The 26,113-nt window shown below is 46.7% G+C and carries 28 protein-coding genes; 18 read left to right on the forward strand and 10 right to left on the reverse strand.

All coding sequences use genetic code 11. The features are described from left to right. Nucleotides 1–26: 26 nt before the first annotated feature. A complete protein-coding gene (locus SD450_RS15530; RefSeq protein WP_318345373.1) occupies nucleotides 27–425 on the forward strand; it encodes an acyl-CoA thioesterase in 399 nt (132 codons plus the stop codon). Nucleotides 426–780: 355 nt separating this feature from the next. Here the strand turns inward: SD450_RS15530 and SD450_RS15535 are convergent, their stop codons facing one another. Genes SD450_RS15535 through ribD form a run of 4 tightly spaced genes read right to left on the reverse strand, consistent with a single transcriptional unit; the run spans nucleotide 781 to nucleotide 3,901 of the window. Beyond that, nucleotides 781–1,389 carry an IMPACT family protein gene (locus SD450_RS15535; protein WP_318345374.1) on the reverse strand — a complete coding sequence of 203 codons (609 nt, stop codon included), beginning with the start codon at nucleotides 1,387–1,389 and terminating at the stop codon, nucleotides 781–783. Then, complete coding sequence (locus SD450_RS15540) at nucleotides 1,389–2,252, reverse strand: EamA family transporter (protein ID WP_318345375.1); 864 nt, start codon at nucleotides 2,250–2,252, stop codon at nucleotides 1,389–1,391. Before SD450_RS15540 ends, SD450_RS15535 begins: the two co-directional genes overlap by 1 nt. Then, entirely contained in the window at nucleotides 2,253–2,855 is a 603-nt protein-coding gene (locus SD450_RS15545) for an HAD family hydrolase (protein ID WP_318345376.1), read from the reverse strand. It lies immediately after the preceding gene. Further along, entirely contained in the window at nucleotides 2,852–3,901 is a 1,050-nt protein-coding gene (gene ribD / locus SD450_RS15550) for a bifunctional diaminohydroxyphosphoribosylaminopyrimidine deaminase/5-amino-6-(5-phosphoribosylamino)uracil reductase RibD (RefSeq protein WP_318345377.1), read from the reverse strand. Before ribD ends, SD450_RS15545 begins: the two co-directional genes overlap by 4 nt. A 29-nt stretch (nucleotides 3,902–3,930) precedes the next feature. Between ribD and SD450_RS15555 the strand changes: the two genes are divergently transcribed. From SD450_RS15555 to SD450_RS15570, 4 genes are read left to right on the forward strand one after another with little or no spacing between them, the layout of a single operon-like run. Continuing rightward, nucleotides 3,931–4,416 carry a GNAT family N-acetyltransferase gene (locus tag SD450_RS15555; protein ID WP_318345378.1) on the forward strand — a complete coding sequence of 162 codons (486 nt, stop codon included), beginning with the start codon at nucleotides 3,931–3,933 and terminating at the stop codon, nucleotides 4,414–4,416. After that, complete coding sequence (gene prmC / locus SD450_RS15560) at nucleotides 4,416–5,327, forward strand: peptide chain release factor N(5)-glutamine methyltransferase (RefSeq protein ID WP_318345379.1); 912 nt, start codon at nucleotides 4,416–4,418, stop codon at nucleotides 5,325–5,327. The genes SD450_RS15555 and prmC overlap by 1 nt, the downstream gene beginning before the upstream one ends. Further along, nucleotides 5,328–7,328, forward strand: coding sequence for an NAD-dependent DNA ligase LigA (ligA, locus tag SD450_RS15565; protein ID WP_318345380.1), 2,001 nt, complete (start codon nucleotides 5,328–5,330; stop codon nucleotides 7,326–7,328). After that, the gene (locus SD450_RS15570) at nucleotides 7,325–7,618 is read left to right on the forward strand and encodes a hypothetical protein (protein ID WP_318345381.1); all 294 of its coding nucleotides are present in this window, start codon (nucleotides 7,325–7,327) and stop codon (nucleotides 7,616–7,618) included. The genes ligA and SD450_RS15570 overlap by 4 nt, the downstream gene beginning before the upstream one ends. 398 nt (nucleotides 7,619–8,016) lie before the next feature. Here the strand turns inward: SD450_RS15570 and SD450_RS15575 are convergent, their stop codons facing one another. Both SD450_RS15575 and SD450_RS15580 read right to left on the reverse strand, forming a co-directional pair. Then, nucleotides 8,017–8,928, reverse strand: a complete 912-nt coding sequence (locus SD450_RS15575) for a metallophosphatase (RefSeq protein WP_318345382.1) — start codon at nucleotides 8,926–8,928, stop codon at nucleotides 8,017–8,019. A 159-nt stretch (nucleotides 8,929–9,087) separates the two neighbouring features. Continuing rightward, complete coding sequence (locus SD450_RS15580) at nucleotides 9,088–9,858, reverse strand: 5'-nucleotidase (protein ID WP_318345383.1); 771 nt, start codon at nucleotides 9,856–9,858, stop codon at nucleotides 9,088–9,090. 61 nt (nucleotides 9,859–9,919) lie between these two features. Between SD450_RS15580 and SD450_RS15585 the strand changes: the two genes are divergently transcribed. From SD450_RS15585 to SD450_RS15645, 13 genes are all read left to right on the forward strand, one after another. Then, on the forward strand, nucleotides 9,920–10,453 hold the full coding sequence (locus SD450_RS15585) for a DUF6913 domain-containing protein (RefSeq protein ID WP_318345384.1): 534 nt from the start codon (nucleotides 9,920–9,922) through the stop codon (nucleotides 10,451–10,453). Then, complete coding sequence (dapA, locus tag SD450_RS15590; protein ID WP_318345385.1) at nucleotides 10,454–11,344, forward strand: 4-hydroxy-tetrahydrodipicolinate synthase; 891 nt, start codon at nucleotides 10,454–10,456, stop codon at nucleotides 11,342–11,344. A 105-nt stretch (nucleotides 11,345–11,449) separates the two neighbouring features. After that, entirely contained in the window at nucleotides 11,450–12,283 is an 834-nt protein-coding gene (locus tag SD450_RS15595; protein ID WP_318345386.1) for an outer membrane protein assembly factor BamD, read from the forward strand. Nucleotides 12,284–12,305: 22 nt separating this feature from the next. Continuing rightward, on the forward strand, nucleotides 12,306–12,632 hold the full coding sequence (locus tag SD450_RS15600; protein WP_318345387.1) for a DNA-directed RNA polymerase subunit omega: 327 nt from the start codon (nucleotides 12,306–12,308) through the stop codon (nucleotides 12,630–12,632). Nucleotides 12,633–12,635: 3 nt separating this feature from the next. Further along, nucleotides 12,636–13,841 (forward strand): bifunctional phosphopantothenoylcysteine decarboxylase/phosphopantothenate--cysteine ligase CoaBC, encoded by a 1,206-nt coding sequence (coaBC, locus tag SD450_RS15605; protein WP_318345388.1) that lies wholly within the window; start codon nucleotides 12,636–12,638, stop codon nucleotides 13,839–13,841. Continuing rightward, entirely contained in the window at nucleotides 13,834–14,724 is an 891-nt protein-coding gene (porD, locus tag SD450_RS15610) for a type IX secretion system protein PorD (protein ID WP_318345389.1), read from the forward strand. The genes coaBC and porD overlap by 8 nt, the downstream gene beginning before the upstream one ends. 46 nt (nucleotides 14,725–14,770) lie before the next feature. Beyond that, nucleotides 14,771–16,423: a DNA repair protein RecN gene (gene recN, locus SD450_RS15615; protein WP_318345390.1), complete on the forward strand. Its 1,653-nt coding sequence runs from the start codon at nucleotides 14,771–14,773 to the stop codon at nucleotides 16,421–16,423. 126 nt (nucleotides 16,424–16,549) lie between these two features. Further along, nucleotides 16,550–17,362, forward strand: a complete 813-nt coding sequence (locus tag SD450_RS15620) for an enoyl-ACP reductase FabI (protein WP_318345391.1) — start codon at nucleotides 16,550–16,552, stop codon at nucleotides 17,360–17,362. A gap of 55 nt (nucleotides 17,363–17,417) precedes the next feature. Beyond that, nucleotides 17,418–18,425, forward strand: a complete 1,008-nt coding sequence (locus SD450_RS15625) for a glycosyltransferase (RefSeq protein WP_318345463.1) — start codon at nucleotides 17,418–17,420, stop codon at nucleotides 18,423–18,425. Nucleotides 18,426–18,570: 145 nt separating this feature from the next. Further along, the gene (locus SD450_RS15630; protein ID WP_318345392.1) at nucleotides 18,571–19,491 is read left to right on the forward strand and encodes a CdaR family protein; all 921 of its coding nucleotides are present in this window, start codon (nucleotides 18,571–18,573) and stop codon (nucleotides 19,489–19,491) included. Then, nucleotides 19,488–20,081: a dephospho-CoA kinase gene (coaE, locus tag SD450_RS15635; protein WP_318345393.1), complete on the forward strand. Its 594-nt coding sequence runs from the start codon at nucleotides 19,488–19,490 to the stop codon at nucleotides 20,079–20,081. The genes SD450_RS15630 and coaE overlap by 4 nt, the downstream gene beginning before the upstream one ends. Nucleotides 20,082–20,145: 64 nt before the next feature. Continuing rightward, a complete protein-coding gene (locus SD450_RS15640; RefSeq protein WP_318345394.1) occupies nucleotides 20,146–21,729 on the forward strand; it encodes a sensor histidine kinase in 1,584 nt (527 codons plus the stop codon). 9 nt (nucleotides 21,730–21,738) lie between these two features. Continuing rightward, the gene (locus tag SD450_RS15645) at nucleotides 21,739–22,452 is read left to right on the forward strand and encodes a response regulator transcription factor (protein WP_072882624.1); all 714 of its coding nucleotides are present in this window, start codon (nucleotides 21,739–21,741) and stop codon (nucleotides 22,450–22,452) included. A gap of 68 nt (nucleotides 22,453–22,520) precedes the next feature. On the opposite strand, the gene SD450_RS15650 is transcribed toward SD450_RS15645, so the two are convergent. The 4 genes from SD450_RS15650 to SD450_RS15665 are packed head-to-tail and all read right to left on the reverse strand — an operon-like array spanning nucleotide 22,521 to nucleotide 26,098. Beyond that, on the reverse strand, nucleotides 22,521–23,015 hold the full coding sequence (locus SD450_RS15650) for a gluconokinase (RefSeq protein WP_318345395.1): 495 nt from the start codon (nucleotides 23,013–23,015) through the stop codon (nucleotides 22,521–22,523). Beyond that, nucleotides 23,008–23,931 carry a tRNA (adenosine(37)-N6)-dimethylallyltransferase MiaA gene (miaA, locus tag SD450_RS15655; RefSeq protein ID WP_318345396.1) on the reverse strand — a complete coding sequence of 308 codons (924 nt, stop codon included), beginning with the start codon at nucleotides 23,929–23,931 and terminating at the stop codon, nucleotides 23,008–23,010. The genes SD450_RS15650 and miaA overlap by 8 nt, the downstream gene beginning before the upstream one ends. Further along, on the reverse strand, nucleotides 23,928–24,770 hold the full coding sequence (locus SD450_RS15660) for an ion transporter (RefSeq protein ID WP_318345397.1): 843 nt from the start codon (nucleotides 24,768–24,770) through the stop codon (nucleotides 23,928–23,930). Before SD450_RS15660 ends, miaA begins: the two co-directional genes overlap by 4 nt. Continuing rightward, nucleotides 24,767–26,098: an exonuclease domain-containing protein gene (locus SD450_RS15665; RefSeq protein ID WP_318345398.1), complete on the reverse strand. Its 1,332-nt coding sequence runs from the start codon at nucleotides 26,096–26,098 to the stop codon at nucleotides 24,767–24,769. Before SD450_RS15665 ends, SD450_RS15660 begins: the two co-directional genes overlap by 4 nt. Nucleotides 26,099–26,113 lie beyond the last annotated feature (15 nt).

Below are 26,113 nucleotides of genomic sequence, written 5' to 3' on the forward strand. Positions count from 1 at the left end.
TAAATATATAATTTTTAAGTTAAAGTATGCAGTTAAATTCACATTCTTTTCGTGTCCGTTATGCAGAAACCGACCAAATGGGAGTGGTCTATCATGGGAATTATGCACAATACTTGGAGATGGGGAGAGTGGAGTGGCTCCGGGCCTTGGGCATCACCTATAAAAGTATGGAAGACAACGGTGTGATGTTGCCCGTAATATCCTTGCACATCGATTACAAAAAATCTGCGCTCTACGACGATCTCCTTACTGTGGAGACCAGCCTGAAAAGCCGGCCGCTCGTCAAGATAGAGTTTGATTACAGGGTTTTCAACGAATCAGGGGAGTTGTTGGCCACGGGCCATACCGTTTTGGCCTTTATGGACAAGAATACAGGCAAGCCCATCAAATGCCCCGATTATATCCTGGAAAAGCTGGAGGATTGATTTTTTTTGAGACAAGAGACAAGAGACAAGCTCAAGAATCAAGTTCAAGAACCAAGAAACAGGACTGGAATGGACAAACAACAAGTTCTTACCTCATCGATAGGCAGGCAAGACCAAGTTCAAAATAGATTCGAGTCAATTCGTATCACTCGTGTCAAATGAAGATGCAGGAGTCAGGGGCCAAGAAACCAGAAACCCATTTCTACTCCCGATAACTGACTTCAGACATCGAGCACCGTGCATCGAACATCAATAACAGTATGCAGTTTGCAATAACCTCGAACTTGAAACCTTTAACCTGAAACCAAAATGGGTCTTTATTCTTATGTCTTAAAGCGAAGCGTTCTTGGTTCTATTAAATAATAGACACATCCACCCCCTGCATTTCATCGAAAAGTTGGAATACCTGTTCTGTTTCACTTAGTCGGACCGATAAGATCAATTGACAATCCATGTCCATTTTTTGGGAGACCATGTCGAGGTTCTTTTGCTTGATGGCTCGCATCACCTTGTCCATTTCCGGATAGCCAAAACGGAGCTGGAGCCGGTCCTGTATGACCCGTTCCACAATTTCTGCATTCTCCAAGGCCATTTGCGCCGCGGTTTTGTAGGCTTGTATCAATCCGCCGACCCCTAATTTGGTACCACCGAATATCCGGGTCACCGTGACCAGCACGTTGGTCACATCAAAGGACTGTATTTGCCCATAAATGGGCATGCCCGCCGAATTGTTGGGTTCTCCGTCATCATTGGCGCGGTAGGAACGTTCTTTCTCGCCCAATTGCCATGCGTAGCAGACATGGTTGGCCGTGTGGTATTTCTTGCGGAGTTCTTCCACGATCGGTTTTACCTCATCTTCGGAAGTAATGGGAAACACCGACGCAAAGAACTTACTCTTTTTATCCTTATATAAAATTTCAGGGGAGGGTCTTTCAATGGTTTTATACGCATCATCCTTTTCCATCAGAACAAAGCTACCAATATTATACTGAGAATCGCCAAAGCCACACCTCCCCAGTTTTTAGGCCTCAATCGCTCCTTGAACAGTAGGATGCCGAGAATGGTAGAAAGCATTACGATAGCCACATTGTTCAGCGTGAAGACCGCAGCACTGTTGAGCATGTCCGAGCGAAGGGCCCGTATCAAAAAGAAAATGGAAAAGTAATTGGGTACCCCAAGCGCAATCCCGCCAAGGATGTTTTTGAAGTTGACCCTCAATGGCGTCTTGAAGGACTTGATGCCGATGAACACCAATCCGGTCAGGGCGGCACAACCAAACACCAAGGAAGAAAAAATGGGAATCTCTGGGTCGGTCAGGTGTTCTTCCTCAAAATATTTGATGCTGGCATCAATAATACCCGAACCCAAAAACACCAATAGCGGCAGCAGGAGTTCCCTTCGGTTGATGGTAATGCCCTTTTCCTTTTGGGAAGACAGATAAACGGCCAACAGGGCGAGCACGATTCCAATGATTTGGAGCAGGGACAGTTCTTCCTTATATATAAGGACTCCGACCACTACTGGAATTACCAGCGACATTTTTGTGGCCACCGAGGTCACCGTTACCCCGGAAACCTGTGTGGACTTTGCCATCAAGTTGAAGATGGTGATAAACAGTACGCCAAGCGCGATGGGTCCCCAATACCATGACGTACTGGCCAATTGCGCCACGTCTACATTTCCTTCGTACAAGAACAGGCCCACCAAGCAGGCCACCACATAGTTGGTGATGATGGCATAGAGGGTCTGTACCTTATAAACACCGAACAGCTTGAAGGCGACGAAAATCAGAGTGGAGCTGAGAACGCTAAGGGCCAGGTCTATCATTTATAGGTAAGATTTTAGTTGGGTGATGTCCTCTTGGCCCACTTGCAGGTTCCATACATGAATGCCCAAAAGCGCAGCGGCATCCGTATTTTCCTTCACATCGTCCACAAAAAGGGTCTCCGTAGCCGTCAAATTGTTTTCTTCCAGCACAAATTCAAAGATTTCGGTGTCAGGTTTCCGCATGCCCATTTCGTAGGACAGATAAAATACCTCAAATGCATTTTTGAACCTATTGAACCGCTCCATGCCCATTTGCTCCCTCACACATTCCATATGCAAGTGGTTGGTATTGCTCAATAGGAACAGACGGTATTCCTTTTCTTGCGCAAGATTTTCCAAAAACTCCAAGCGATGCTCTGGAAAATCCAATAAAATGGCATTCCAAGCGCTGGTCAAATGCTCCATGCCCGCATCTGGGAAAAGGCCGGACACCTCGCCGAGAAAGCTGGGGGAATCCATCATTCCTTTTTCATAGTCCTTGAACAAGGTGTCCAAGGCGGGAGTGATGCCCTGAAAACCGTATTTCATCATGGCCATTGCCGTTGCCGGTTTGTCCAGATTGATGAGCACATCGCCAAAATCGAAGATGATGTTTTTGATCATTGGGTATAGATGGATAAAATGTCGGACAAGATGGTTTCCCTATGTTGAAGGGCTGCTTTTAATTTTGGGGCGGCAATCCCATTGCCAAAACGAATGGCTCCCGTGAATATCCGGGCTTCGTCCCAAAGTCCTTCATCGATAAAAGTTTGAAGGGTTTTTGTGCCTCCTTCCACAATAACACTGCTGATGGACTGTTTGTGGAGCGCATCGCACATCTGCTGGCCCAAAGGCTTGTTGAAATCCAAGACTTCATAGGCAACTCCATCAATATATTTTGTAGCGTCCGTTTGTTGGGTGAGGACTATGGTCTTCACGGACCTGTCCAGCACATGGAAATCTGGACCTATCCTTAGATTTTTGTCCAAAACGATTCGGATCGGGTTTTTGCCCACCCAATCCCGGGTGTTTAATTTCGGATTGTCCTCCAAAACGGTGTTGGTCCCTATCAAAATGGCCTGTTCCTCGCTTCGCCATTGGTGCACCAACTGTCTGGAATAGGGGTTTGTGATCCAATAGGGTTCAGGTTTGTCCTCCCTTTTGGTGTTATCGGGGGCCATAAACCCATCTTGCGTCTCGGCCCATTTAAGGATGATGTAGGACCTTTTCTTTTCCTGATACGTCAGAAATCGTTTGTGATGCTCCCTGCATTCCTTTTCCAATATGCCGACGGTCACTTTGCAGCCTGCTTCCTCCAGTTTTTGGATGCCCTTTCCGGCCACCTTGTCATGGGGGTCCGTCAGCCCGATGAATACTTTTGGAATGTTGTGCTTTGTGATCAAATCGGCACAAGGAGGTGTTTTTCCATAATGCGAACAAGGTTCGAGGGTCACATAGAGCGAAGCTTGGGAAAGCACACTTTTGTCCTTGATGGAGTTGATGGCATTTACCTCCGCATGTGGCCCACCATAAGGACTGGTAAAGCCTTCCCCAATGATTTTTCCATCATGCACGATCACGCATCCCACCATGGGGTTGGGGGCGGTGGTTCCCAGTCCCTTTTTGCCCAGTTCCATGCAACGGAGGATATATTTTTGGTGTATATTCACCCAGCAAAAATAGCATATTAAACGGCATTATGGGAAATGCAAAAATTCGGGAAATCAAGCCCGAAGATAACGAACAAGTGGCCAAGGTGATCCGCAAGGTCTTGGAGGACATGGGTGTCCCAAAAGTGGGCACTGCCTACGCGGACAAGGCCTTGGACGATATGTATAAAGAATATGACGTGCCGAGGGCAACCTATTTTGTGGTGGAGCACGAGGGAAACATCATCGGCTGTGCGGGGATTGCCCAATTGCAGAACTATGAGGGCAACGTTTGCGAGCTGCAAAAGATGTATTTTCTGGAAGAGGCCAGGGGCAAGGGCATCGGTTCGGAAATGATACAAATATGCTTGCAAAGGGCCAAAGAGTATGGGTTTGATGAATGCTATCTGGAAACCATGCCCTATATGGAGGCCGCCCAAAAACTCTACAAGAAAAATGGTTTTGAATATATTGATGCGCCATTGGGGAACACAGGGCATTATTCCTGTCCCGTTTGGATGCTTAAAAAGTTGTAATGCTGCTCAAGGAGATCAAGAACATTTTTCATAACGAATTGGGGAAGACCTATCCCAAGGAAGAAATCGATTCCTTTTTTTACAGGTGCATTGAGCATTACCTGAAATTAGAGCGATTTGTTTTGGCCATCCAACCCGAACTTGCTTTGACCAAGGAAGAGGAGCAGCCGTTGTTCGAGGCATTGTCCCAGTTGAAACAGGAACGGCCCCTACAATACATTCTGGGAACGGCCCATTTTATGGACCTGGAACTTCAAGTGAATGAATCCGTACTGATTCCCAGGCCAGAAACCGAGGAGTTGGCGCAGTGGATTTTGGAAGATTATCAAACAAAAAAGAAGAATCTGGACGCTGAGCGGAGTCGAAGCGTCATTTCGACTACGCTCAATGACCGTTCTTTGCGAATTTTGGATATCGGTACCGGAAGTGGTTGCATTGCCATTGCACTTGCTAAACACTTGCCCCATGCAAAAGTATATGCCCTCGATGTTTCGGAAAAGGCACTCGAAGTGGCCCGGGAAAATGCAAGGTTGAACCAAGTGGACATCACATTCCTGAAAAACGACATTCTTGCTGCTGAACTTGAACTTGAACTTGAGCTTGAACTTGACATTATCGTATCCAATCCGCCCTACGTCAGGGAATTGGAAAAGGAGGAAATGAAGAACAACGTCAAAGACCATGAACCATCTTTGGCACTTTTTGTGTCCGATGGGGACCCACTTGTTTTTTATAGGGCCATTGCCCAGTTTAGTGAAACCCATCTGAAAGAAAGGGGAAGTCTCTATCTGGAAATCAACCAGTATCTGGGTGAGGAGACAAAGGCACTTTTGAAAGCCCATAATTTTTCGGAAATTGAACTGCGAAAGGACATCTTCGGCAATGATCGAATGCTAAAAGCACAAAAATAAATGGACATCCAACAAAAAATAATCGCCCTTCGGGAAGAACTCAACGAGCACAATTACAAATACTATGTGCTGGACCAGCCCTCCATCACCGATTATGAATTTGACATGAAGCTCAAAGAGCTTCAGCAATTGGAAGCAGCGCATCCGGAATTTTACGACCCCGCTTCGCCCACCATCCGGGTAGGGGGCATGGTCACCAAGAACTTCGAGACCGTGGTGCATGAGCATCGGATGTATTCCTTGGACAATTCGTATTCCAAAGAGGATCTTGAGGATTGGGAAAAGCGCATCCAGCGTATTTTGGGCGATGCAGAGGTCGAGTTTACCTGCGAGCTGAAGTATGATGGGGCCTCCATCAGCCTGACCTACGAGGAGGGAAAACTGGTAAGGGCGGTCACTCGGGGCGATGGTTTTCAGGGAGATGATGTGACCACCAACATTAAGACGATACGATCGGTCCCTTTGCAATTGAAAGGGGACTATCCGCCCAAATTTGATATCCGGGGAGAGATTATTTTGACTCTCGAAGGATTTGCCAAAATGAACCAGGAACGCATAGAGGCAGGGGAAGATCCTTATATGAACCCAAGGAACACAGCTTCCGGCAGTTTGAAATTGCAGGACAGCGCTCTTGTGGCCCAACGTCCTTTGGAATGCCTGCTCTACAGTATTGCAGGCAGCAATCTGGGCATATCTTCCCAATTTGAGATTTTGGAAAAGGCCCGTTCATGGGGTTTTAAGGTCCCAACAGTGGCAAAGCTCTGCAAATCCACCGCCGAGGTAATGCAGTTCGTGGAACATTGGGACACCAATCGGCACCACTTGCCCTACGAAACGGATGGGGTAGTGGTCAAGGTGAACAGCATACAGCAGCAGGAAGAGTTGGGCTATACCGCCAAATCCCCCCGATGGGCCATGGCCTACAAATTTCAGGCGGAACAGGCCTCTACGGTGCTCAAGGAGATTACCTATCAAGTGGGAAGGACCGGTGCCATAACACCTGTAGCAAACCTTCAACCTGTTCTGTTGGCTGGTACCACGGTGAAACGCGCTTCCTTGCACAATGCCGATCAGATTGCCAAGTTGGATGTTCGGGTGGGCGATACCGTTTTTGTGGAAAAGGGAGGGGAAATCATCCCCAAGATCATAGCAGTAGATTTTACCAAGCGACCTGTAGATTCCAAACCGACCGAATATATTACCCACTGCCCGGAATGTGGCACCGAATTGATTCGAAAGGAAGGGGAGGCCCAACATTTCTGTCCGAATGATACGGGGTGCCCCACCCAGATCACGGGGCGCATCCAGCATTTTATTTCCCGCAAGGCCATGGATATTGAGGGCATGGGAAGTGAAACGGTGGAACTGCTCTTCAAACAAGGGTTGATCGCTAACTATGCAGACCTTTACACCTTGACCAAGGAACAGGTCGTTCCTTTGGAACGTATGGCGGATAAATCCGCAGAAAATTTGGTCAATGGCGTGGCTGCATCCAAATCCATACCTTTTGAACGGGTGCTTTTTGCCCTGGGTATTCGATACGTGGGGGAAACCGTGGCCAAAAAACTGGTCAAGGCCTATAAGAACATCGATGCCTTGATGGCCGCATCCCAAGAAGAACTGGTGGCCGTGGATGAAATTGGGGAGCGCATCGCGGAAAGTGTGGTCAAGTTTTTCTCCGAACCTACCAATTTGGAGATCATTGATCGCTTGAAATCCTACGGATTGCAATTCTCCTTGTCGGAAGAACAACTGGAGAACCAAACGGATAAGCTGAAAGGACAGATTTTTGTGGTATCAGGAGTTTTTGAGACCGTCAGCAGGGACGAATTGAAAAAGATGATCGAGGATAATGGGGGCAAAGTGGCCTCCTCCATATCTTCCAAAACCAGTTTTGTGGTGGCGGGGGATAATATGGGGCCCAGCAAAAAGACCAAAGCGGAAAGTCTGGGAGTGCCTATCATATCTGAACAGGAATTTTTACAAAAACTGCAAGCATGAGACCTAAAACCTACGAAGCCTTTCAGGAAAGCCTGGATTTGAGTGCTCCGCCCAAGGATTGGCCGGATTCCTTACGGTCCCTTTGGTTTGCTGCCAAGGAGGATTGGGATGCCTCGCACGATATTGCACAGGATATCCACACTTCCATGGGGAGTTGGATACATGCGTACCTACATCGCTGGGAAGGGGACAAGTGGAACGCCGGTTATTGGTACCGACAAGCGGGCCGTCCTTTTCCGGAGTATGGCTTGGATGAAGAACTCAAGGTTTTGGTGGAGGCGCATCTTTGAGAAGTAGTCTGATGTCCGAAGTCCGAAGTCCGAAGAGACGAAAGAACATAGACAATAGAAAATGGACTTTGGTTATTCTGCTACTGCCAACTGCAAAGCCGCTTACTGTTTATTGGAATTTGTGAGTAGGTTGTTTAAGGTTTCTCGACTGCGCCTGTCTGCCGACAAAGGCATGCTCGAAATGACAGGTGGCGCATTTGTGAGATTGGTGCAATTCGTGAAATTAGTGTCAAAAAGACCAAAGAACATAGACAATAGAAAATAGACTTTGGTTGTTCTGCTACTGCCAACTGCTTCCTGCAAACTGTAATTTGTGATTTGGTGCTTGGTTCTTTTGCTCTTGAACTTGAATTTGAACTTTGGCCTGAAACCTGAAACCTGAAACTTCTCCCATCACATCAAACCACAATGCTCACTCCTTCGGCAGAGGCATTTTTATCGGGATTAAAATAGAAATCGATGCGTCCCAAATTGATGCCGTAACAGCCCACTTGGTTCACTAAAACGCTATTCCCTTTTTGGTTGGTCCGCACATCCGGTTTTTGAAGAAAGGTATGGGTGTGCCCGCCAATGATCAAATCGGTGTAATGGGTGAGTTGGGCCAGTTGGGTGTCCATGGGCCTTTCAGGATTGTCGTAATCATACCCCAAATGCGAAAGGCAGATGATCAGATTACAGTTTTCCTCTTCTTTTAATTTCCGCTCCGTGTCCAGAGCGATCTCGTACGGATTCAGATACACAGTTTCTTTATACAACTTTTTGGTCACCAGACCGTCCAGTTCGATGCCAAGTCCATACACCCCAATTTTGACACCGTCCACCAAGTAGGTTTTATAGGGCTTCACATACCCGTTCATCACCGTGTTGGTGAAATCGTAGTTGGCGCAGAGGAGCTCAAAGGAGGCATGGGGCATTTGGGCCAAAAGTCCATCAATGCCGTTATCAAAATCATGGTTGCCGATGGCCGATGCGTCATACTTCAATTTGCTCATCAACTTGAACTCCAGTTCACCTCCATAAAAATTGAAATAAGGCGTCCCTTGGAAAATGTCCCCGGCATCAAAGAGCAGGGTGTTCGGATTCTCGTTTCGTATCTGCTCCACCAAAGTGGCCCGTTTGGCAATTCCGCCCAAATTGGCAAACTCCGAGTGGGAGGCAGGGAATGGATCTATGTGGCTGTGCACATCGTTGGTGTGCAAAATGGTAATGTGCTTTTGGCCCAAATGGGAGCAAGAATTCATCCCTAATCCCCCGAGACCTATGAGGGTAGAGGCAGCGGCGGTGTTCGTTAAAAAATCCCTTCTTTTCATTGATCACATGTGTTGTGGAAACTATACACTTAAGTGTATGACTTCACTTTTTATGAATATCATTTTTATAAGAGTTATTGGGTTATGGACCATTGAGTTATTGAAGCGAACTATTTACCGAATAACTGGTAACCCTGTAACTTAAGAACTCTTTACATTTTATTTATCCAGTTGTATAAAACGATCGTCCACCACGGCCTTCAAGGTGTCCACTTTTCTGAAATGGTCAATGATGGCATTGCGCAATAGGTAATCGGTATCTGTAACGGATATCATTTCATTGAAAAAGCCGATGCTCGGACCGCCCTGCACCAAATAATCGGAAGTGGCGACGTAGTAGTTGCGCGACTCATCAAAAGGTTCCCCTTGGATGTCCACGGACTCCAGACCACTGTTTTTGTCCACCACGATCTGTATTCCCGAAATGGGATGTCTTCGGGTGGCCTTGGCCAAAAAGTCAATGAGCTTTCTCACTGCGGAACCATCCAGTTCCACCACCACGATATAATTTTCAAAGGGCATCACCTCGTACGCATTCCGCGCACTCACATTGCCTGCGGAAATGATGGAGCGCACACCACCGTAATTGAGCACCACAAAATCCAGATCTTTTCCCATTCTGCTCTTGAAAATGGGTGCCGTTTCGGCAAAAACAATGTCGGCCATCAGATTGCCCATGGAAGTGTTCCGTTTGCCATCATCCAATAAAAATGGTTTTGGGGCATAGGCCAAGGTGCTGTCCAATACTTCGTTTATGTGATTTCTGTAAGGGGAGATAAACTCTGAAATGGAGTCGACCCCTTTGATGGAAGCATCAATGGGTATCTGCTTTCCTTGGATTTCTGCGAGTTCGCCGGTAGTATTTTTACAGGAGAATAAAAAACAAATAGTTATAAATACAACAATTTGTTTAAATTTTAAATCAATCACGTGCTTATCTTTGTTAAGTCGTCTTGGTAGATTATTTACCTTTGTAAAAATGCACAAAAATATGTTCATAAAGGGACTCCAAGACAAATTTAAGGTTAAATCTGGGCTCAAATATTTAAAGGAAGAAATGGAAAAACCTTCCTTGCCCGTTGACCGGGAAAAGGGGATTACCAGTGTTGGCTGTATAGTGGATGTGGACCGTTTCCAAAAGGCCGAGCTCTTTTACGAATTGATCGATGAATTTTCGCTGCGCCCCAACGCCATCAAAATTGTGGGGTACAAAAGGGAATATGACAAGAATTCCCCCTATTCCATCCAAATGTTCTCGGATAAGGACCTAGGGTGGAAAGGGCAGATAGAGAACGGATATGTACTGGAGTTTTTGGGCAGGGAATACGATATGCTCATCAATTATTATGAAGAGGACAACCTGATGATGAAGCTGCTGTCCGTGAAGACACAGGCACGTTTGAAGGTCGGGTTGGGGCCCCAGGACCAAAAGATCAACGATTTGATCTTGTACACGCCCTTGGACGATTTTAAATTGTTCAAGACGGAACTGAAAAAATATTTAAAGGTTTTAAACGAAATATAAATGGAACAATTGATCGGTACAGGAGTCGCTTTGGTCACTCCGTTCAGGGAAGACTCATCCGTGGATGCCAATGCACTGCAGCGTATAGTGGAGCATAACATCCAAGGAGGTGTAGATTATCTGGTGGTGCTCGGCACCACTGGCGAATCCGCCACACTTTCCAAGGCCGACAAGCAATTGGTCATGGATGTGGTGGTACGCACCAATGCAGGAAGGTTACCTTTGGTATTGGGCGTTGGCGGAAATCACACACAAGCTCTTGTGGAGGAATTGAAATCTTTGGATCTGACAGAATTCGATGCCATCCTTTCCGTTTCTCCCTACTACAACAAACCTACCCAAGAGGGTATATATCAACATTTCAAGGCCATAGCCGAAGCATCGCCCAAGCCTATAATTTTATACAACGTGCCTTCAAGGACCGGGAGCAACATGCTTCCTGAAACCACATTGCGCCTCGCGCACGATTTTTCCAATATCATAGGCATTAAAGAAGCCTGTGGCGATATGGTACAGATAGACAAAATCATATCGGGCAAACCCAAGGATTTCCTGGTTATCTCTGGGGATGATTTCACGGCGCTGCCGACCGTGTTGGCAGGTGGGGCAGGCATAATATCCGTCTTGGGACAAGGACTGCCTTCCCAATTCTCCAAAATGATGAATTTGGGCATTCAGGGGAATGCCACGGAAGCTTATCGGATCCACCACAAACTTTTGCCATTGATGTCACTTATCTTTGAGGAAGGGAATCCCGCCGGAATCAAAAGTATACTGGAAAACTTGGGCCTTTCCAATGCGGTGGTCAAGTTGCCACTGGTGGAGGCAAGTCCCTCATTGAAGGGCAAGATCCAGGCCTTTTTGAAGTCGATGGACGCGGCCCGTGTTTAAAATTCGTTAAATATTCCCATTGTTCTTGGGGGGTGGCCTCCATACCCTTACTTTTGGACGGTAAAATCTTTTTTTAAATCCGTTCATTATCACTAATTTTGCAAAATGTTTTTGAAAATGAGGTCACTTCTCCTTCTTTGCTGTGCAATGGTTTTCCTTTCATCCTGTAGCGAGTACCAAAAAGTACTGAAGAACACGGATGCAAAGGCCAAATACGATATGGCCGAAAAACTGTACAATGAAGGGGATTACAAGAGAGCGGTGAGGTTGTTCGAACAGATCGCTCCCCAATATGTAGGAAAGCCACAAGGGGAACGGGTCATGTTCTTCTTCGCCGATTCATATTTTAAAACGGAGGATTACTATCTTGCTGGATACCAGTTCGAACGTTTTGTGAAATCCTATCCCAGAAGCGAAAAGATCCAAGAGGCCAGTTTCTTGGGAGCCAAGAGCTATTACATGCTTTCGCCCCGCTATTCATTGGACCAAACGGATACGGACAAGGCACTGTCCAAACTCCAGACATTCATCAACACTTACCCAGAGTCGGAATATTTTGAAGAGGCCAACTCCATGGCCACCGAACTGACCACCAAAAAGGAGAAAAAAGAGATTGAGATCGCCAAGCAGTTCAACAAGTTGGGCAAGTTCAACTATCCCATTCTGATTTCGGCCATCACCGCCCTGGACAATTTCATTTCAGACAATCCAGGCTCCATTTACAGGGAGGAAGCTTTGTACTACCGTATCGAGGCGACCACCAACTTGGCGATGAACAGTACCGAGGACAAGAAAAAGGAGCGTTTGGAAGACGCCCTTGCATCATATAACAACCTAATGCGCTATTTTCCTGAAAGCAAGTTCAAGGACGAGGCGGACGACCTTGCCGAAACCATCAAAAAGGAATTGAGCGCCTATACCGCCACCGTTTCAAAATAAAAAGTTTAAAGCTGCACACATTATGCAAGATTTGAAGAATACAAAAGCTCCGGTTTCCACTGCTACCCTTAACAGGAACGAGTTCGATGCCAAGACCGGCAACATTTATGAAGCCATTTCCATAGCATCCAAGCGTGCTATCCAGATCAATTCCGACATCAAAAAGGAGTTGTTGGAAAAATTGGAAGAGTTTGCCACCTATAGCGACAGTTTGGAAGAGGTTTTCGAGAACAAGGAACAGATCGAGGTGTCCAAGTTCTACGAAAAGCTGCCTAAACCGCATGCCTTGGCCATACAGGAGTGGTTGGAAGACAAAATCTATTACAGGAACACAGAGAAAGACGCCTAAGAAATGCTTGGCGGTAAGAACATCCTTTTGGGTATTTCCGGGGGAATTGCCGCGTACAAGACCACATTTCTGGTTAGGTTACTGATCAAAGCTGGTGCCCAGGTCAAAATAGTGATGACCCAGAGTGCCAGCTCTTTTGTTTCCCCCCTCACACTGTCCACTTTGTCCAAAAATCCCGTACTGTTGGATTTTGTCCATGAAGAGGAAGGGAGCATTTCTTGGAACAACCATGTGGAACTGGGCCTTTGGGCAGATATCATGATCATTGCCCCAGCGACGGCCAACACACTTTCCAAAATGGCCAATGGAACCTGCGACAATTTACTTCTAGCCACTTATCTTTCCGCAAAATGCCCCGTGTATTTTGCACCCGCCATGGATTTGGATATGTACAAGCATCCATCCACCAAGACCTCCATCGAAAAATTGGAGTCTTTTGGCAATGTCCTCATTCCTGCTGAGTCAGGGGAATTGGCCAGTGGCCTACATGGCGAGGGGCGCATGGCGGAACCCGAAAACATCATCAGCTTTATAGAGGCAGATTTGGCCAAAGGATTGCCGTTGAGTGGCAAGAAAGTGTTGATCACAGCAGGACCGACCTACGAAGCCATAGATCCCGTCCGTTTTTTGGGCAACCATTCATCGGGTACCATGGGCTTTGAATTGGCCAAAAAGGCCGCAGACCTTGGTGCAAAGGTGATTTTGGTGTCCGGCCCCACTTATTTGAACTTGGAACATAGCTCCGTTGAATTGATCAGGGTCACATCTGCACAGGAAATGTACGATGCCTGCCACAAGCACTACAAGACCGTGGACGTGGCCATCTGCGCAGCGGCGGTCGCCGACTATCGACCCAAGCATGTGGCAACGGAAAAGATCAAGAAGAAGGATGGCGACATGCAGATCGAGTTGGAGCGAAACCCCGATATCCTCCTGTCCCTTGGAGAAGCAAAAAAACACCAGTTTTTGGTGGGCTTTGCCCTGGAGACTGAAAATGAACTGGAGAATGCAAAAGGCAAACTGAAACGCAAGAATCTGGACGGTATCGTCCTGAATTCGTTGAAGGAAGACGGAGCAGGATTTGGGGCAGGGACCAATAAAATTACCTTCATTGATAAGAATTTGGACATAAAAACGTTTGGATTGAAGACGAAGCCCGAAGTGGCCTCGGACATTTGGGAAGAAATCATCTCCAGGATCCATGCGTAAGACACTGTTGTCCCTTTTTTTACTTTTCATTTCATTGTCGCTCTCCGCACAAGAACTCAATTGTGTGGTCACGGTCAATTCCGATCAGGTAGGACAGACCAATCAGCAGATTTTCAAGACCCTGGAACGTTCGCTGAACGATTTCGTGAACAAGACCAAATGGACCAATAGGGTGTATCGCGAGAACGAACGGGTGAATGCACGGATGTTCATCACGGTGACCCAATACGAATCGGACCGTTTTGAGGCCAACATACAGATACAGTCGTCAAGACCGGTGTTCAACACCTCCTACGAAAGCCCTGTGTTCAATTATAAGGACGATGCCTTCAATTTTCAGTACCAGGAATTCCAGCCCTTGGTTTATAATCCCAATTCTTTCGATTCCAATCTGGTTGCCGTCATATCCTATTATGTATATCTGGTTTTGGGATTGGATGCCGATACGTTTTCCCTGGAGGGTGGGGACGAATTTTACCGAAGGGCACAGAACATCGTTACCCAGGCCCAGAGTTCAAGTTATAGCGGTTGGAGCCAAGAAACAGGACAACGTACCCGCTTTGAATTGGTGGACAACCTGCTCAGCAATTCGTTTAGGGAATACCGTATAGCCATGTACAACTACCACAGGAAGGGATTGGACATTTTGGCGGACAACAACAGCACAGGCAAGCAAATCGTTGCCGGAAGCCTTCGGCTTTTCGAGACCTTGGTGCAACGAAGGCCCAATGCCTTTTTGATCCAGACCTTTTTTGATGCTAAATCCGAGGAGATCCAGAACATCTTTTCCGATGGTCCTACGGTGGATATCGTTAAACTGAAAGAAACCCTGAACAAAGTGGCGCCATTCTATTCCAACACTTGGAATGAGATAAAATACTAGTGCAGTTCTATAAAGAGATTTATATTTACGGATAAAATCTTCAGAATTGCTGACAAATCTTTCCATCCAAAATTATGCGTTGATAGACGATGTGAACGTTGCGTTCCCCAAAGGTTTTACCACCATCACAGGGGAAACCGGCGCAGGAAAGTCCATCTTGTTGGGAGGTCTTTCCTTGGTGCTGGGCAAGCGTGCCGATCTCACGTCCCTCAAGAACGAGGAGCAAAAATGTGTCATTGAGGCTGAGTTTGACCTTTCAAAATACCAACTCCAACAGTTTTTCAAGGAAAATGACCTGGATTACGAAAATGTGACCATTCTCCGCAGGGAAATCCTGCCAAGTGGCAAATCCAGGGCTTTTGTGAACGACACTCCTGTCACTTTGGATGTGTTGAAGGCTTTGGGCGACCAATTGGTAGATGTGCATTCCCAGCACCAGACGATGAGGCTCACGGAGAACGACTTTCAAATGAAGGTGGTGGATGCCCTCGCCGGAAATGCCGACAATCTAAAGGAATATGGAGCGCAATTGCAACTATTGAAGAAGGCCGCCAAAGAACTGAAAGAGTTGGAAACGTTCCAGTCCAATGCGGACAAGGAGCACGAATACAACAGTTTTTTGCTCAAGGAACTGGAAGATGCCAGGTTGAAAGAAGGCATGCAGGAGGAGTTGGAAACGGAATATGAGCAGTTGAGCAATGTGGAGCAGATCATGGAGCAGCTTTCTGCGGGACATCAACTGCTGAACGATGAACAATTGGGCATTTTGGGCCGATTGGCCGATCTGAGACGTGCCTTTCAAGCCTTGACCGAGTTTGGTCCTTCATACAGATCACTTGGCGAACGGATTGAATCCGTCTTGATAGAAACCGACGACATTGCTTCGGAAATAGAACAACTGAAAGATACCGTAGAGGCCGATCCCGCACGATTGGAAGTCGTGAACGGTCAGTTGCAACTCCTGTACGACCTTCAGAAAAAACATCATGTGGCCACAGTGGCTGAATTGATCGTCATACGTGATGAATTGGCCCTAAAAGTGGAAGCTGTTGCCAATATTGAATCAAAAATAGCGGAAAAGAAAGGCGAAGTGGACCGGATTACCCAGCAAGTGGAATCATGGGCCCAAAACATACACAAGGCCAGAAAGGGCGTTGTTCCCCAACTGAAGCAGGTACTTCAGGAAAACCTGGCGTCCTTGGGAATGCCATCAGCTACTTTTAAGATCGAGATAAACCTCTCCAATACCTTCAAAACCAATGGAAAAGACGATCTCGAATTCTTGTTTTCAGCCAATAAAGGTTCCAGTTACGGAGAGTTGAAGAAAGTAGCATCGGGCGGGGAACTTTCCCGCATCATGCTGACCATTAAATCGATATTGGCCACTTACGAACATTTGCCCACCTTGATGTTCGATGAGATCGATACCGGGGTTTCCGGGGAGATCTCCAACCGCATGGGCGAGATCATGCAGCAAATGAGCCAGAACATGCAAGTGTTTTCCATTACCCATTTGCCCCAAGTGGCCTCCAAGGGACAGTACCAGTTCAAGGTATATAAGGAGGAGAGCGAGCAGGGTACGAGCACCCACATCAAACAGTTGAGCGTGGAAGAACGGGTGCGGGAACTTGCGGAAATGTTGGGTGGCAAGAGCATATCTGAGTCCGCATTGGCCCACGCAAGGGAACTGTTGCAGTAGTTATGGGTCTTTTTTCTCTATTCTTTTTTCTATTCTCCAACAGCCCAACGGTCTTTTGCTCTTTTATGGGGCAATAGTGGATCAGAATAAATATCTTTGTCCTACAATCAACAATTGAAAGAACATATGGCATACAATCTTTTAAAAGGTAAGAGAGGAATCATTTTTGGAGCATTGGATGAAAATTCCATTGCATGGAAAACAGCGGAACGAGTACATGAAGAAGGAGGCACGTTTGTGCTCACCAACGCACCCATTGCCATGCGTATGGGGCAGATAAAGGAACTGGCCGCAAAGACCAATTCAGAGATCATTCCTGCAGATGCCACCAATGAAGAAGACCTGAAGAACCTGGTGGAGCAATCCATGGAAGTTTTGGGCGGCAAGCTCGATTTTGTCCTTCATTCCATAGGAATGTCCGTCAATGTAAGAAAGGGACGGGCCTACACGGACGAGAACTACGATTTCACCGCCAAGGGCTGGGATGTGTCCGCACTATCCTTCCACAAGGTACTGCAGACCTTATATAAGGCCGATGCCATGAGCGAGTGGGGCAGCATTGTGGCCCTCACCTATATGGCGGCACAAAGGACCTTTCCAGATTACAACGATATGGCCGATAACAAGGCCTATTTGGAATCCGTGGCCAGAAGTTTCGGCTATTTCTTCGGAAAGGAGAAGAAGGTTCGTGTGAACACCATTTCCCAATCTCCGACCCCGACTACGGCCGGACAAGGTGTAAAAGGGTTCGGCGGGTTCATCAACTATGCCGAGAAAATGTCCCCCTTGGGCAATGCCACGGCCGACGACTGCGCCAACTACACCGTGAGCTTGTTCTCGGACCTCACCAAAAAAGTGACCATGCAGAACCTCTTCCACGACGGTGGGTTCTCCAATACCGGGGTAAGCCAAGAGGTAATCGATGAGTTCAACAAATAAGCAACATACATAATACGGGAAGCCATCCTTTTTAGGGATGGCTTTTCTATTTCACATGAACACCTTTTTCTCCATAGTGGTGCCAGTGTACAACAGGCCAGATGAAATCCGGGAGCTTTTGGAAAGCCTTCGGAAACAGGATTTTAAGGAAGATTTTGAAGTAGTGATCGTTGAAGATGGCTCTTCGGAAAGTTCGGAAATGGTAGTGGAAGGGTTTCAGGACAAGCTCCATATTTCCTACTACTATAAATCCAATTCAGGCCCCGGCGATTCCAGGAACTTTGGCATGCAAAAGGCCAAGGGGAATTATTTCATCATTCTGGATTCCGATTGTATCCTTCCCCAACAATACCTTACCGAAGTGGACAAGGAACTCAAAAGGGAGTTTGTGCACTGTTTTGGTGGGCCGGACGCTGCGGACCGATCATTCACCACGGTACAAAAAGCAATCAATTATGTGATGACCTCCTTTTTTACCACTGGAGGGATCCGCGGAGGAAAAAAAGCAGTGGGAAAATTCCAGCCACGTAGCTTCAATATGGGGATTTCTGCGGAAGCCTTTGCCAAAGTGGGCGGTTTTGGCCGCATACACCCAGGGGAGGATCCAGACCTCACGTTCCGTATTTGGAAGGCAGGTTTCGATTCCCGATTGTTCCCCAACGCCTTCGTGTATCATAAAAGGCGTATCGATTGGGACAAGTTTTATATCCAAGTGAACAAATTTGGAATGGTGCGCCCCATTCTCAACAAATGGCACCCGGGCACCGCAAGGCCCACCTATTGGTTCCCTACACTTTTTATGCTGGGCCTTTGTCTGTCCTTGGTCATTTCTTTTTTCGGGATGTGGCTCCCCTTGGCGCTCTATATTTTTTACTTTTTGGTTTTGTTTCTCGATGCATGGGTCAAAAACAGGGACGTTAAAGTGGCCTTTTTGGCCCTTTATGCCGCATTGACCCAATTTTATGGGTACGGAATCGGTTTTCTTAAGTCCACGATCTTGCTTAATTTTAGTAACAAGGAACCAGAGGAACTGTTCCCGAAACTTTTTTTCAAGAAAAAGTGATTTGGGAGGATCTTGGACCGTATATAAGTAGAGTTGGATTGGGCCGAAGGATACATGCAACGCCTCGGCCTACTTAGCCCAACAATAACCATAAGAAAAGGCAGAAGTGATCGAAAAATTGCGTAGCAGGCTTAACCAAAGGAAAGTGAAAGTATTCTCACTGTTCCTGTTATGCTCTTTTCTATCGTGGTTCATCAGCAATTTGTCCGAAACCTATGAATCGAGGACCAATTTCATCATTTCATATAGCAATTTGCCGGACACGCTTATGTTGGGCAAAAATTCGGAGGACATGATCGAGGCGAAAATCCGTGCCAGCGGGTTTCAATTCCTGTACCATAATTTTTTCAAGAAACAGATTGATGTGGATGTGTCCCAAGCGGTGTATCGGAATGGCAAATATCTGCTGACCAGGGAAGAATTGAGAAAACAAATGGATCTGGAACTATCCCAGAGCGTGTCGATATTGGACCTGGACAGGAGTGAACTGGTCGTGGACATGTACCGTGTGGCATCCAGGGAAATCCCCATCAAAGCAAGTTTGGAGATCCAGTTCGAACAAAATTATTTGTTGGACGGGGAAGTCAAGGTCACGCCCGACCATGTAGTGGTCAAAGGGCCCAGCAAGGAAATCGACACCATTGGAGAGGTTATGACCTCGCTTTTGCAGTTGGCAAACGTTTCCAATGATTTCTCAAGGGAAGTGCCCCTAAAATTACCAAAAGGGTTGGAGAACAGTGTTTTTTCAATCAACAAGGCCGTGGTTTCCGGTAAGGTCTCCAAGTTTTCTGAGAAGCTGTTCGAAGTACCGGTGGAGGTGTTGAACATTCCCGAAGGATACCAAGTACAGGTTTTTCCCAATAAGGTGACCGTGGTCTGCAAGGCTACCATAGAACGACTGAAGGAGATTTCCAAGACTGATTTTAAAGTTGTCGCAGATTACGACCAAGGGAAGGATACCGGAGGGAGCGCCCTGTTTTTGAGAATCACCGAACGACCTGAAAATGTGTATGATGTAAGGCTGCAGGAAGGCAGCACAGTGAATTTTATACTGAAACAATTATGATGGTCGTTGGGTTGACAGGCGGGATTGGCAGTGGGAAAAGTACCGTGGCCGAAATGTTCAGGGAGCTGGGGGTGCCCGTGTACGATTCGGATTCCGAGGCTAAACGATTGATGGTGTCCTCCGTCGAGGTCAAGGAAGCCATAACGGACCTTTTGGGAAAACGTGCATACAATGAAGACGTGTTGGACAGGGGTTTCGTTGCGGAGAAGGTGTTCAAGGATCCAGAATTGCTGCGAAAGCTGAATGCGATCGTACATCCGGCAGTGAGACAGCACTTTAAGGATTGGGTTAAAGACCAAACTGCTCCCTATGTGATACAGGAAACTGCTTTGATCTTTGAAAATGGCTCACAGGAACAATACGACCATACCATTTTGGTGACCGCCCCCTTGGACGTGCGCTTGGAGCGGGTCATGAAAAGGGATGGAGTGGGGCCAAAAGCTGTGTTGGAACGCATGAAAAACCAAATGGACGATGCCGATAAATTGGACCTGGCCGATTTCTGCATCGAGAACCTCGATTTGGGATCCACGGCTGATACGGTCAAGGCACTTCACATCAGATTTATGGAAATGGCAACCAAATTTTAACATTTTTGTTAAGGTTAGGTTAAACGCCCAAAGGTCTAAATGTTAAATTTTTAATTTTGGCACAATGAACAAGAAGCTATTCGTTCTTCTGGTCATTCTGATGAGTTTGTCCCTTTTAGGGATAATTTTCGTTCAGGTTTATTGGATACGGACATCCATAAACGACAAAGAAGAACAGTTCTCTAGAACGGTCACGGATATATTGGATAAAGTGGCGGACAGGGTGGAGATGATGGAAATCAAACAATATTCGGACCGCTTGGCCCCCATTGTGGATAGTGTCAAACCGAAGAGCACACAGTTCAAAAACTTCTTGTTCGTGGACCGTGATGTGAACTCCGACGAGATTCTTTTTTATTCCCACGGAATTCTTGAGGAAGATTACAACGTATCATCTACGTTCTTTGATAATGACAATTTAAACGGAGAGGATTCCACTACGATCAGAAACTATACGACCAAGCGAACCAAGGCCGTGTACAAAGAGGAATTCGGGCTGGACGGGAAGAGTTATGGGCTTACACCCATGCAGCGCTACGAAAAAATTGGTAACCTGAGCATGGTGGACCGGATTGCCTTTGAAGATGTCATCATGGAGTATGCCAAGACCACCCCGATACACAAAAGGGTGTCCCCACAGGAATTGGAACTGCTCCTCAGTCAGGAACTGAAAAACAGGAACATCAACATCGACTTTGAATATGGGGTGTACAGTCAAGGATATCCCACCAAGATAAGGTCCAGAAAATTCAAGTTCTCCGGAGTGAAAATGTACGAGGCACCCATTTTCAGGGATATAGAAGGTAATACCAATTTCTCGCTGTTGTTGACCTTCCCGACCATGAAAAAGTTCATTTTCAGGTCGATTATGGGAATGGCCCTGTTGTCCTTGGTTTTTACCCTTGTGATCATGATTACCTACACCAGTGCCATCTATCAATTGATCAAGCAGAAAAGGATTTCGGAGATCAAGTCGGACTTCATCAACAATATGACCCATGAGTTCAAGACTCCCATTGCCACCATCAACCTTGCCGTGGAAGCCATTCGAAACCCAAAGTCCATTGAGGACAAGGAAAAAGTGTTGAGGTATTTGGGGATGATCAGGGACGAGAACAAGCGCATGCACGCCCAAGTGGAAAATGTCTTGAGAATATCCAAATTAGAAAAAAACCAGTTGGACATCAACAAGGACAGGGTGGATATGCACGATATCATTGGGGATGCCATTGCCCATGTGGAGCTGATAGTGCAGGATAGGGGCGGTTATGTGAACGCCCATTTGGATGCGGAAAGATCGGAAGTCTTGGCAAACGATATGCACATGACGAATGTGATCGTGAACATTTTGGACAATGCGGTCAAATATTCCCCGGAAACACCCAAAATAGATGTCTTCACCGAAGTGGCGAAGAACAATATCATTATAAAAGTGCGGGACCAGGGAGCGGGCATGAGCAAGGCCGTACTCAAAAAAGTGTTCGAAAAATTCTATCGGGAGCATACCGGTGACATACACAATGTGAAAGGCCATGGATTGGGATTGGCCTATGTAAAACGAATTATTGAAGATCATCAAGGCGAAGTTTATGCGGAGAGCGAAAAAGGAAAAGGAAGCACGTTCTTTATAAAACTCCCCTTGATCTAAAAGCAAACTATGGAAACAGAAAAAAAGAAAATACTATTGGTAGAGGACGACCCCAATTTTGGGATTGTCCTGAAGGATTATCTGAACATGAACGATTTTGATGTCGTTCTGGCCAAAAACGGGATGGAAGGTTTTGAAAAGTTCAAAAAGGACAATTATGACGTCTGTATCCTGGACGTGATGATGCCCTACAAGGACGGTTTTACCCTGGCAAGGGAAATCCGGGAGAAGAACGAGAACGTTCCCATCATATTCCTTACCGCCAAGACCATGAAAGAGGATGTGCTGAAAGGGTACAAGGCGGGAGCTGACGATTATCTCAACAAACCCTTTGACTCTGAAGTGTTGTTGATGAAACTCAAGGCGATACTTCAAAGAAAAGCATCCAGCACCTTGGCGGACAGTAAACAGTTTGAGTTCCAGATCGGCAACTTCCACTTGAACTCCAAACTACGCTTCCTCAAATACAAAGAAGAGGAACCCATCAAATTGTCGCCCAAGGAAAACGAGCTGCTACGTTTATTGGCACTCCATGAAAACGACCTGATGCCCCGCGAGTTGGCCCTGACCAAAATCTGGAGGGACGACAACTACTTCACATCACGAAGTATGGACGTTTACATAGCCAAATTGAGAAAATACCTTAAGCGTGACGATATGGTTGAAATCTTGAACATCCACGGGGAAGGCTTCCGTTTGGTGGTCAAGGCCGAAAACCAGTAAGAAACATAACCATAAAATACAAAGCCACCCATAGCGGTGGTTTTTTTATAGGTACAAAAAGGACTAGTTCACTTAAGTTGCCTTATGATTTCTTCGACAATTTCGGAAGGACTGTCCTCCACCGAGACGGACAGGGCTTTTGAAGGAGCTTCCAAGGTATCGAATTGCGATTGTAGCAGCTCCAAGGGCATAAAATGCCCTTCTCTGTTTTCCAGCCTCGATTTGATGAGTTCAAACGAACCTTTCAGGAAAATGAACTTGATTTTGTTTCCCATACCGGCCCTCAAAAGGCCCCGATAGTTCTTTTTTAAGGCGGAACAGGCAATCACCGCTCCTGATTTTTTGTGTTCCAGCGCCAATTGGTTCAAACGAAGAAGCCAACCTTTTCGGTCATCGTCATCCAAGGGATGGCCTGCCTTCATTTTTTTTACATTTTCTTCGGGATGGTAATCGTCCCCATCAAAGAATGGGTACTCCAACTTTTCAGAGAGCAATTTCCCAATGGTCGTTTTCCCGGTACCGCTCACTCCCATAACGATCAATACCCTTTTGTTTTTAAGCATGGGTCATGGTTTTGAGTCGGTTGGTGATCTGTTCAAGCATCTTGTTGGGTTCAATATGGTGCTCCACCCAGAGAATGTCCTCGTTTTTTCGGAGCCAGGTCAATTGCCGCTTGGCAAAACGCCTTGTGTTTTTTTTGATCTCCGAAACGGCAAATTCCAGGGAGCAATGCCCGTCAATATATTCAAAAAGTTCTTTATAGCCAACTGTTTGCAAGGCATTCCGTGTTCTGTGTGGGTACAATTTTTCGGCTTCTTCAAGCAATCCGGATTCCATCATCAGGTCAACCCGTGCATTGATCCGTTCATAAATGATGCTTCTCGGTGCTTCAAGACCGATATAGAGTGTTTTGAAAGGTCTTACGGGTCTGTTGTGGCCCAAGAATGAGGAATAGGGTTTATTGCTCGCAATGCAAACCTCCAATGCCCTGATCAGTCGGTGGGGATTCTCCAAATCCACTGTGTTGTAATACTCAGGGTCCCTATCCTTTAATTCATTTTGGAGGGATTCCAGACCTTCCTGTTGCAATTTTTGGTCGAGCGTGGTACGGATTTCGGGGCCCACTTCGGGAAATTCGTCCAGTCCGTTCACCACGGCATCCACATACAGCCCACTACCACCGACCATGACCACAATGTCATGTGTTTGGAAGAGTTTTTCCAATAGTTCCATGGCCTCGCGTTCAAAATCGCCCACGGAGTACGGTTCAAAAATGCTCTTGTGCTGGATGAAATGATGGGTGGCTTCATTCAGTTCCGATGGAGAGGGCACGGCCGTGCCTATTTCCATTTCCTTGAAGAACTGCCGGGAATCCGCAGAAACGATTTCCGTTTGAAAATGTTTGGCCAACAGAATGCCCAGTGAAGTTTTTCCGATGGCTGTAGGGCCGACCACTGCTAACAGGACTTTTTGGCTCATAATGGATGTCCGCAGTTATAACAATGGGTGGCATTGTCCCTATGGCCTTCGGCCGAGCAATTGGGGCAGGCCTGTGTGTTCACGTGGACCATGTTGGAATCCCCTTCACCCTTTTTGCCGTTTCGGGAAAACTCGGCAGTGACAATCCCTGTGGGCACCGCAATGATTCCATATCCCAAGATCATGATCACCGTGGCCAAAAATTGGCCCAAAGGATTCTGGGGAGCAATATCACCATAACCGACCGTGGTGAGGGTGACAATGGTCCAGTAAATGCTTCGGGGAATGCTGGTAAACCCTGCTTCATCACCTTCGATAAGGTACATTAAGGTGCCCAAAATGACGGACAGGATCAAAACCACATAGATGAACACGGCAATCTTGGTCCGGCTGGCCTTAAGGGCCGATTGCAGTTGGGATGCCTCGCCGATGAATTTCACCAATTTCAAAATCCTGAAGACCCGTAACAACCGGAAGGCCCGTACCGCCAAAAGCACTTGCGAACCGGCCAGAATATAGGAAAGGTACAACGGAATGGTGGATAGAAAGTCAATGATGCCATAAAAGCTGAAGACGTACTTCCACGGTTTTTTGATGCTGATGAGGCGGGCAATGTATTCCAGCGTGAAAAATATCGTGATGCACCATTCCAAGGTCAGGAGCAATCTGTGGTACTTTTGGTCCACCTCATCAATGCTTTCCAACATGACCAGGATCACACTGATGATGATCAGGAAGAACAGTACAATGTCGAAGAGTTTTCCCGCAGGGGTGTCCGCTTCATAGATGATTTCATGAAGTTTGCTCTTCCATCCGCTATGTGGCCTATATGTTTTCACGGTTTTGGGTTTAGTGCAATGGTTTTCGGTGCATTGCTCTTTCTCAAAAAGGATTGGATGATGAAAGTGGTATTTTCATCACCGGACATTGGCGTCATAATAGATTCCAAGATAGGAATATTATGGATCTGATAATTGAGTTCCACATGGCCATACCCTTGTAGCACACCGGATTTAATCAAAATAAAACTGCGCTCGCCAGTTTGGCGCCCCCGGTCCAAAATGACCATGTCCTTGTCGTGGGTGCTGTATTTTTCCAGAGCGGATAGGATTTTGGCGTTGCACTCTTCAACGGTGACGTTTTCATTTGGGACCTGATCATGTCCGTCGATGGAGCAGGGGCAAAGCTCAAATTCGGACCGTATCTTATCCAAGAAACTTTTGGCGGAAGCCAATCCATTGAACGCCATTTTGTCGCCTCCAAGGGATTTACTCTTTTCAATTTTGAGGGTAATGTATCCTGTGCCGTTTTGTTCAGGTTTAATGATGTGCGAAAAAAGCTTTTTCCTGGGATTGTTGTTGTACTTTGGTTTGTTCTTGAACGATTCGAGGTATTCTTTCAAAATGGCCACCAATTCGCTGCCCGTGGTCTCATAAGCCACTTTCTTTGTCTCTTTTTGCAGCCTTCTGGCCAGACTTCCTACATTGGTGAAGTGTTGGTTGACCCTTTTTTTGATGTTCTTTGTCTTGCCGATAAAGATAATCTCCCCGTCCTTGTCATACATATAATACACCCCGGTTTCCGACGGGAGTTTCAGCACAATGTCCAACTGGCTGGGCGATAGCTCCCCATGGGTCTCTTCGCGCATGACCTCCGTGATGATGTTTTTGTCCGTGTCCTTGCCCAACAGCAATTTGAACAATTTTAGCGTGGCCAGCGCATCCCCGTTGGCCCGGTGACGGTCGCTTGTGGCGATTCCGAGCGAACGGGCCAGTTTGCCCAGACTGTGCGATTCGGCGTCCGGAATCAATTGTTTGGAAAGGTCCACCGTGCAGAGGGTCTTTCGTTGGTAATCGTACCCTAGGCGCCTGAACTCGGTCCGGAGGATCCTGTAGTCGAATTGGGCATTGTGCGCCACAATGACGGCCCCGTCGGTAATCTCCACGATCCGTTTGGCCACCTCATGGAACTTGGGGGCGGAGCGGAGCATTTTGTTGTTGATGCCCGTGAGCTTCGAGACAAAGGGCTGGATTTCCCTTTCTGGATTGATCAAGCAGATGAACTGGTCCACCACTTGATGTCCATCAAAGCGATGTATGGCAATTTCCATGATGCCCTCTTCATTGTATTTTCCTCCCGTGCTTTCAATATCGAGTATGGCGTACATGAAAATCCTTGAATT

The organism is Flagellimonas baculiformis, assembly GCF_033441575.1.
Classification (GTDB): Bacteria; Bacteroidota; Bacteroidia; order Flavobacteriales; family Flavobacteriaceae; genus Flagellimonas; species Flagellimonas baculiformis.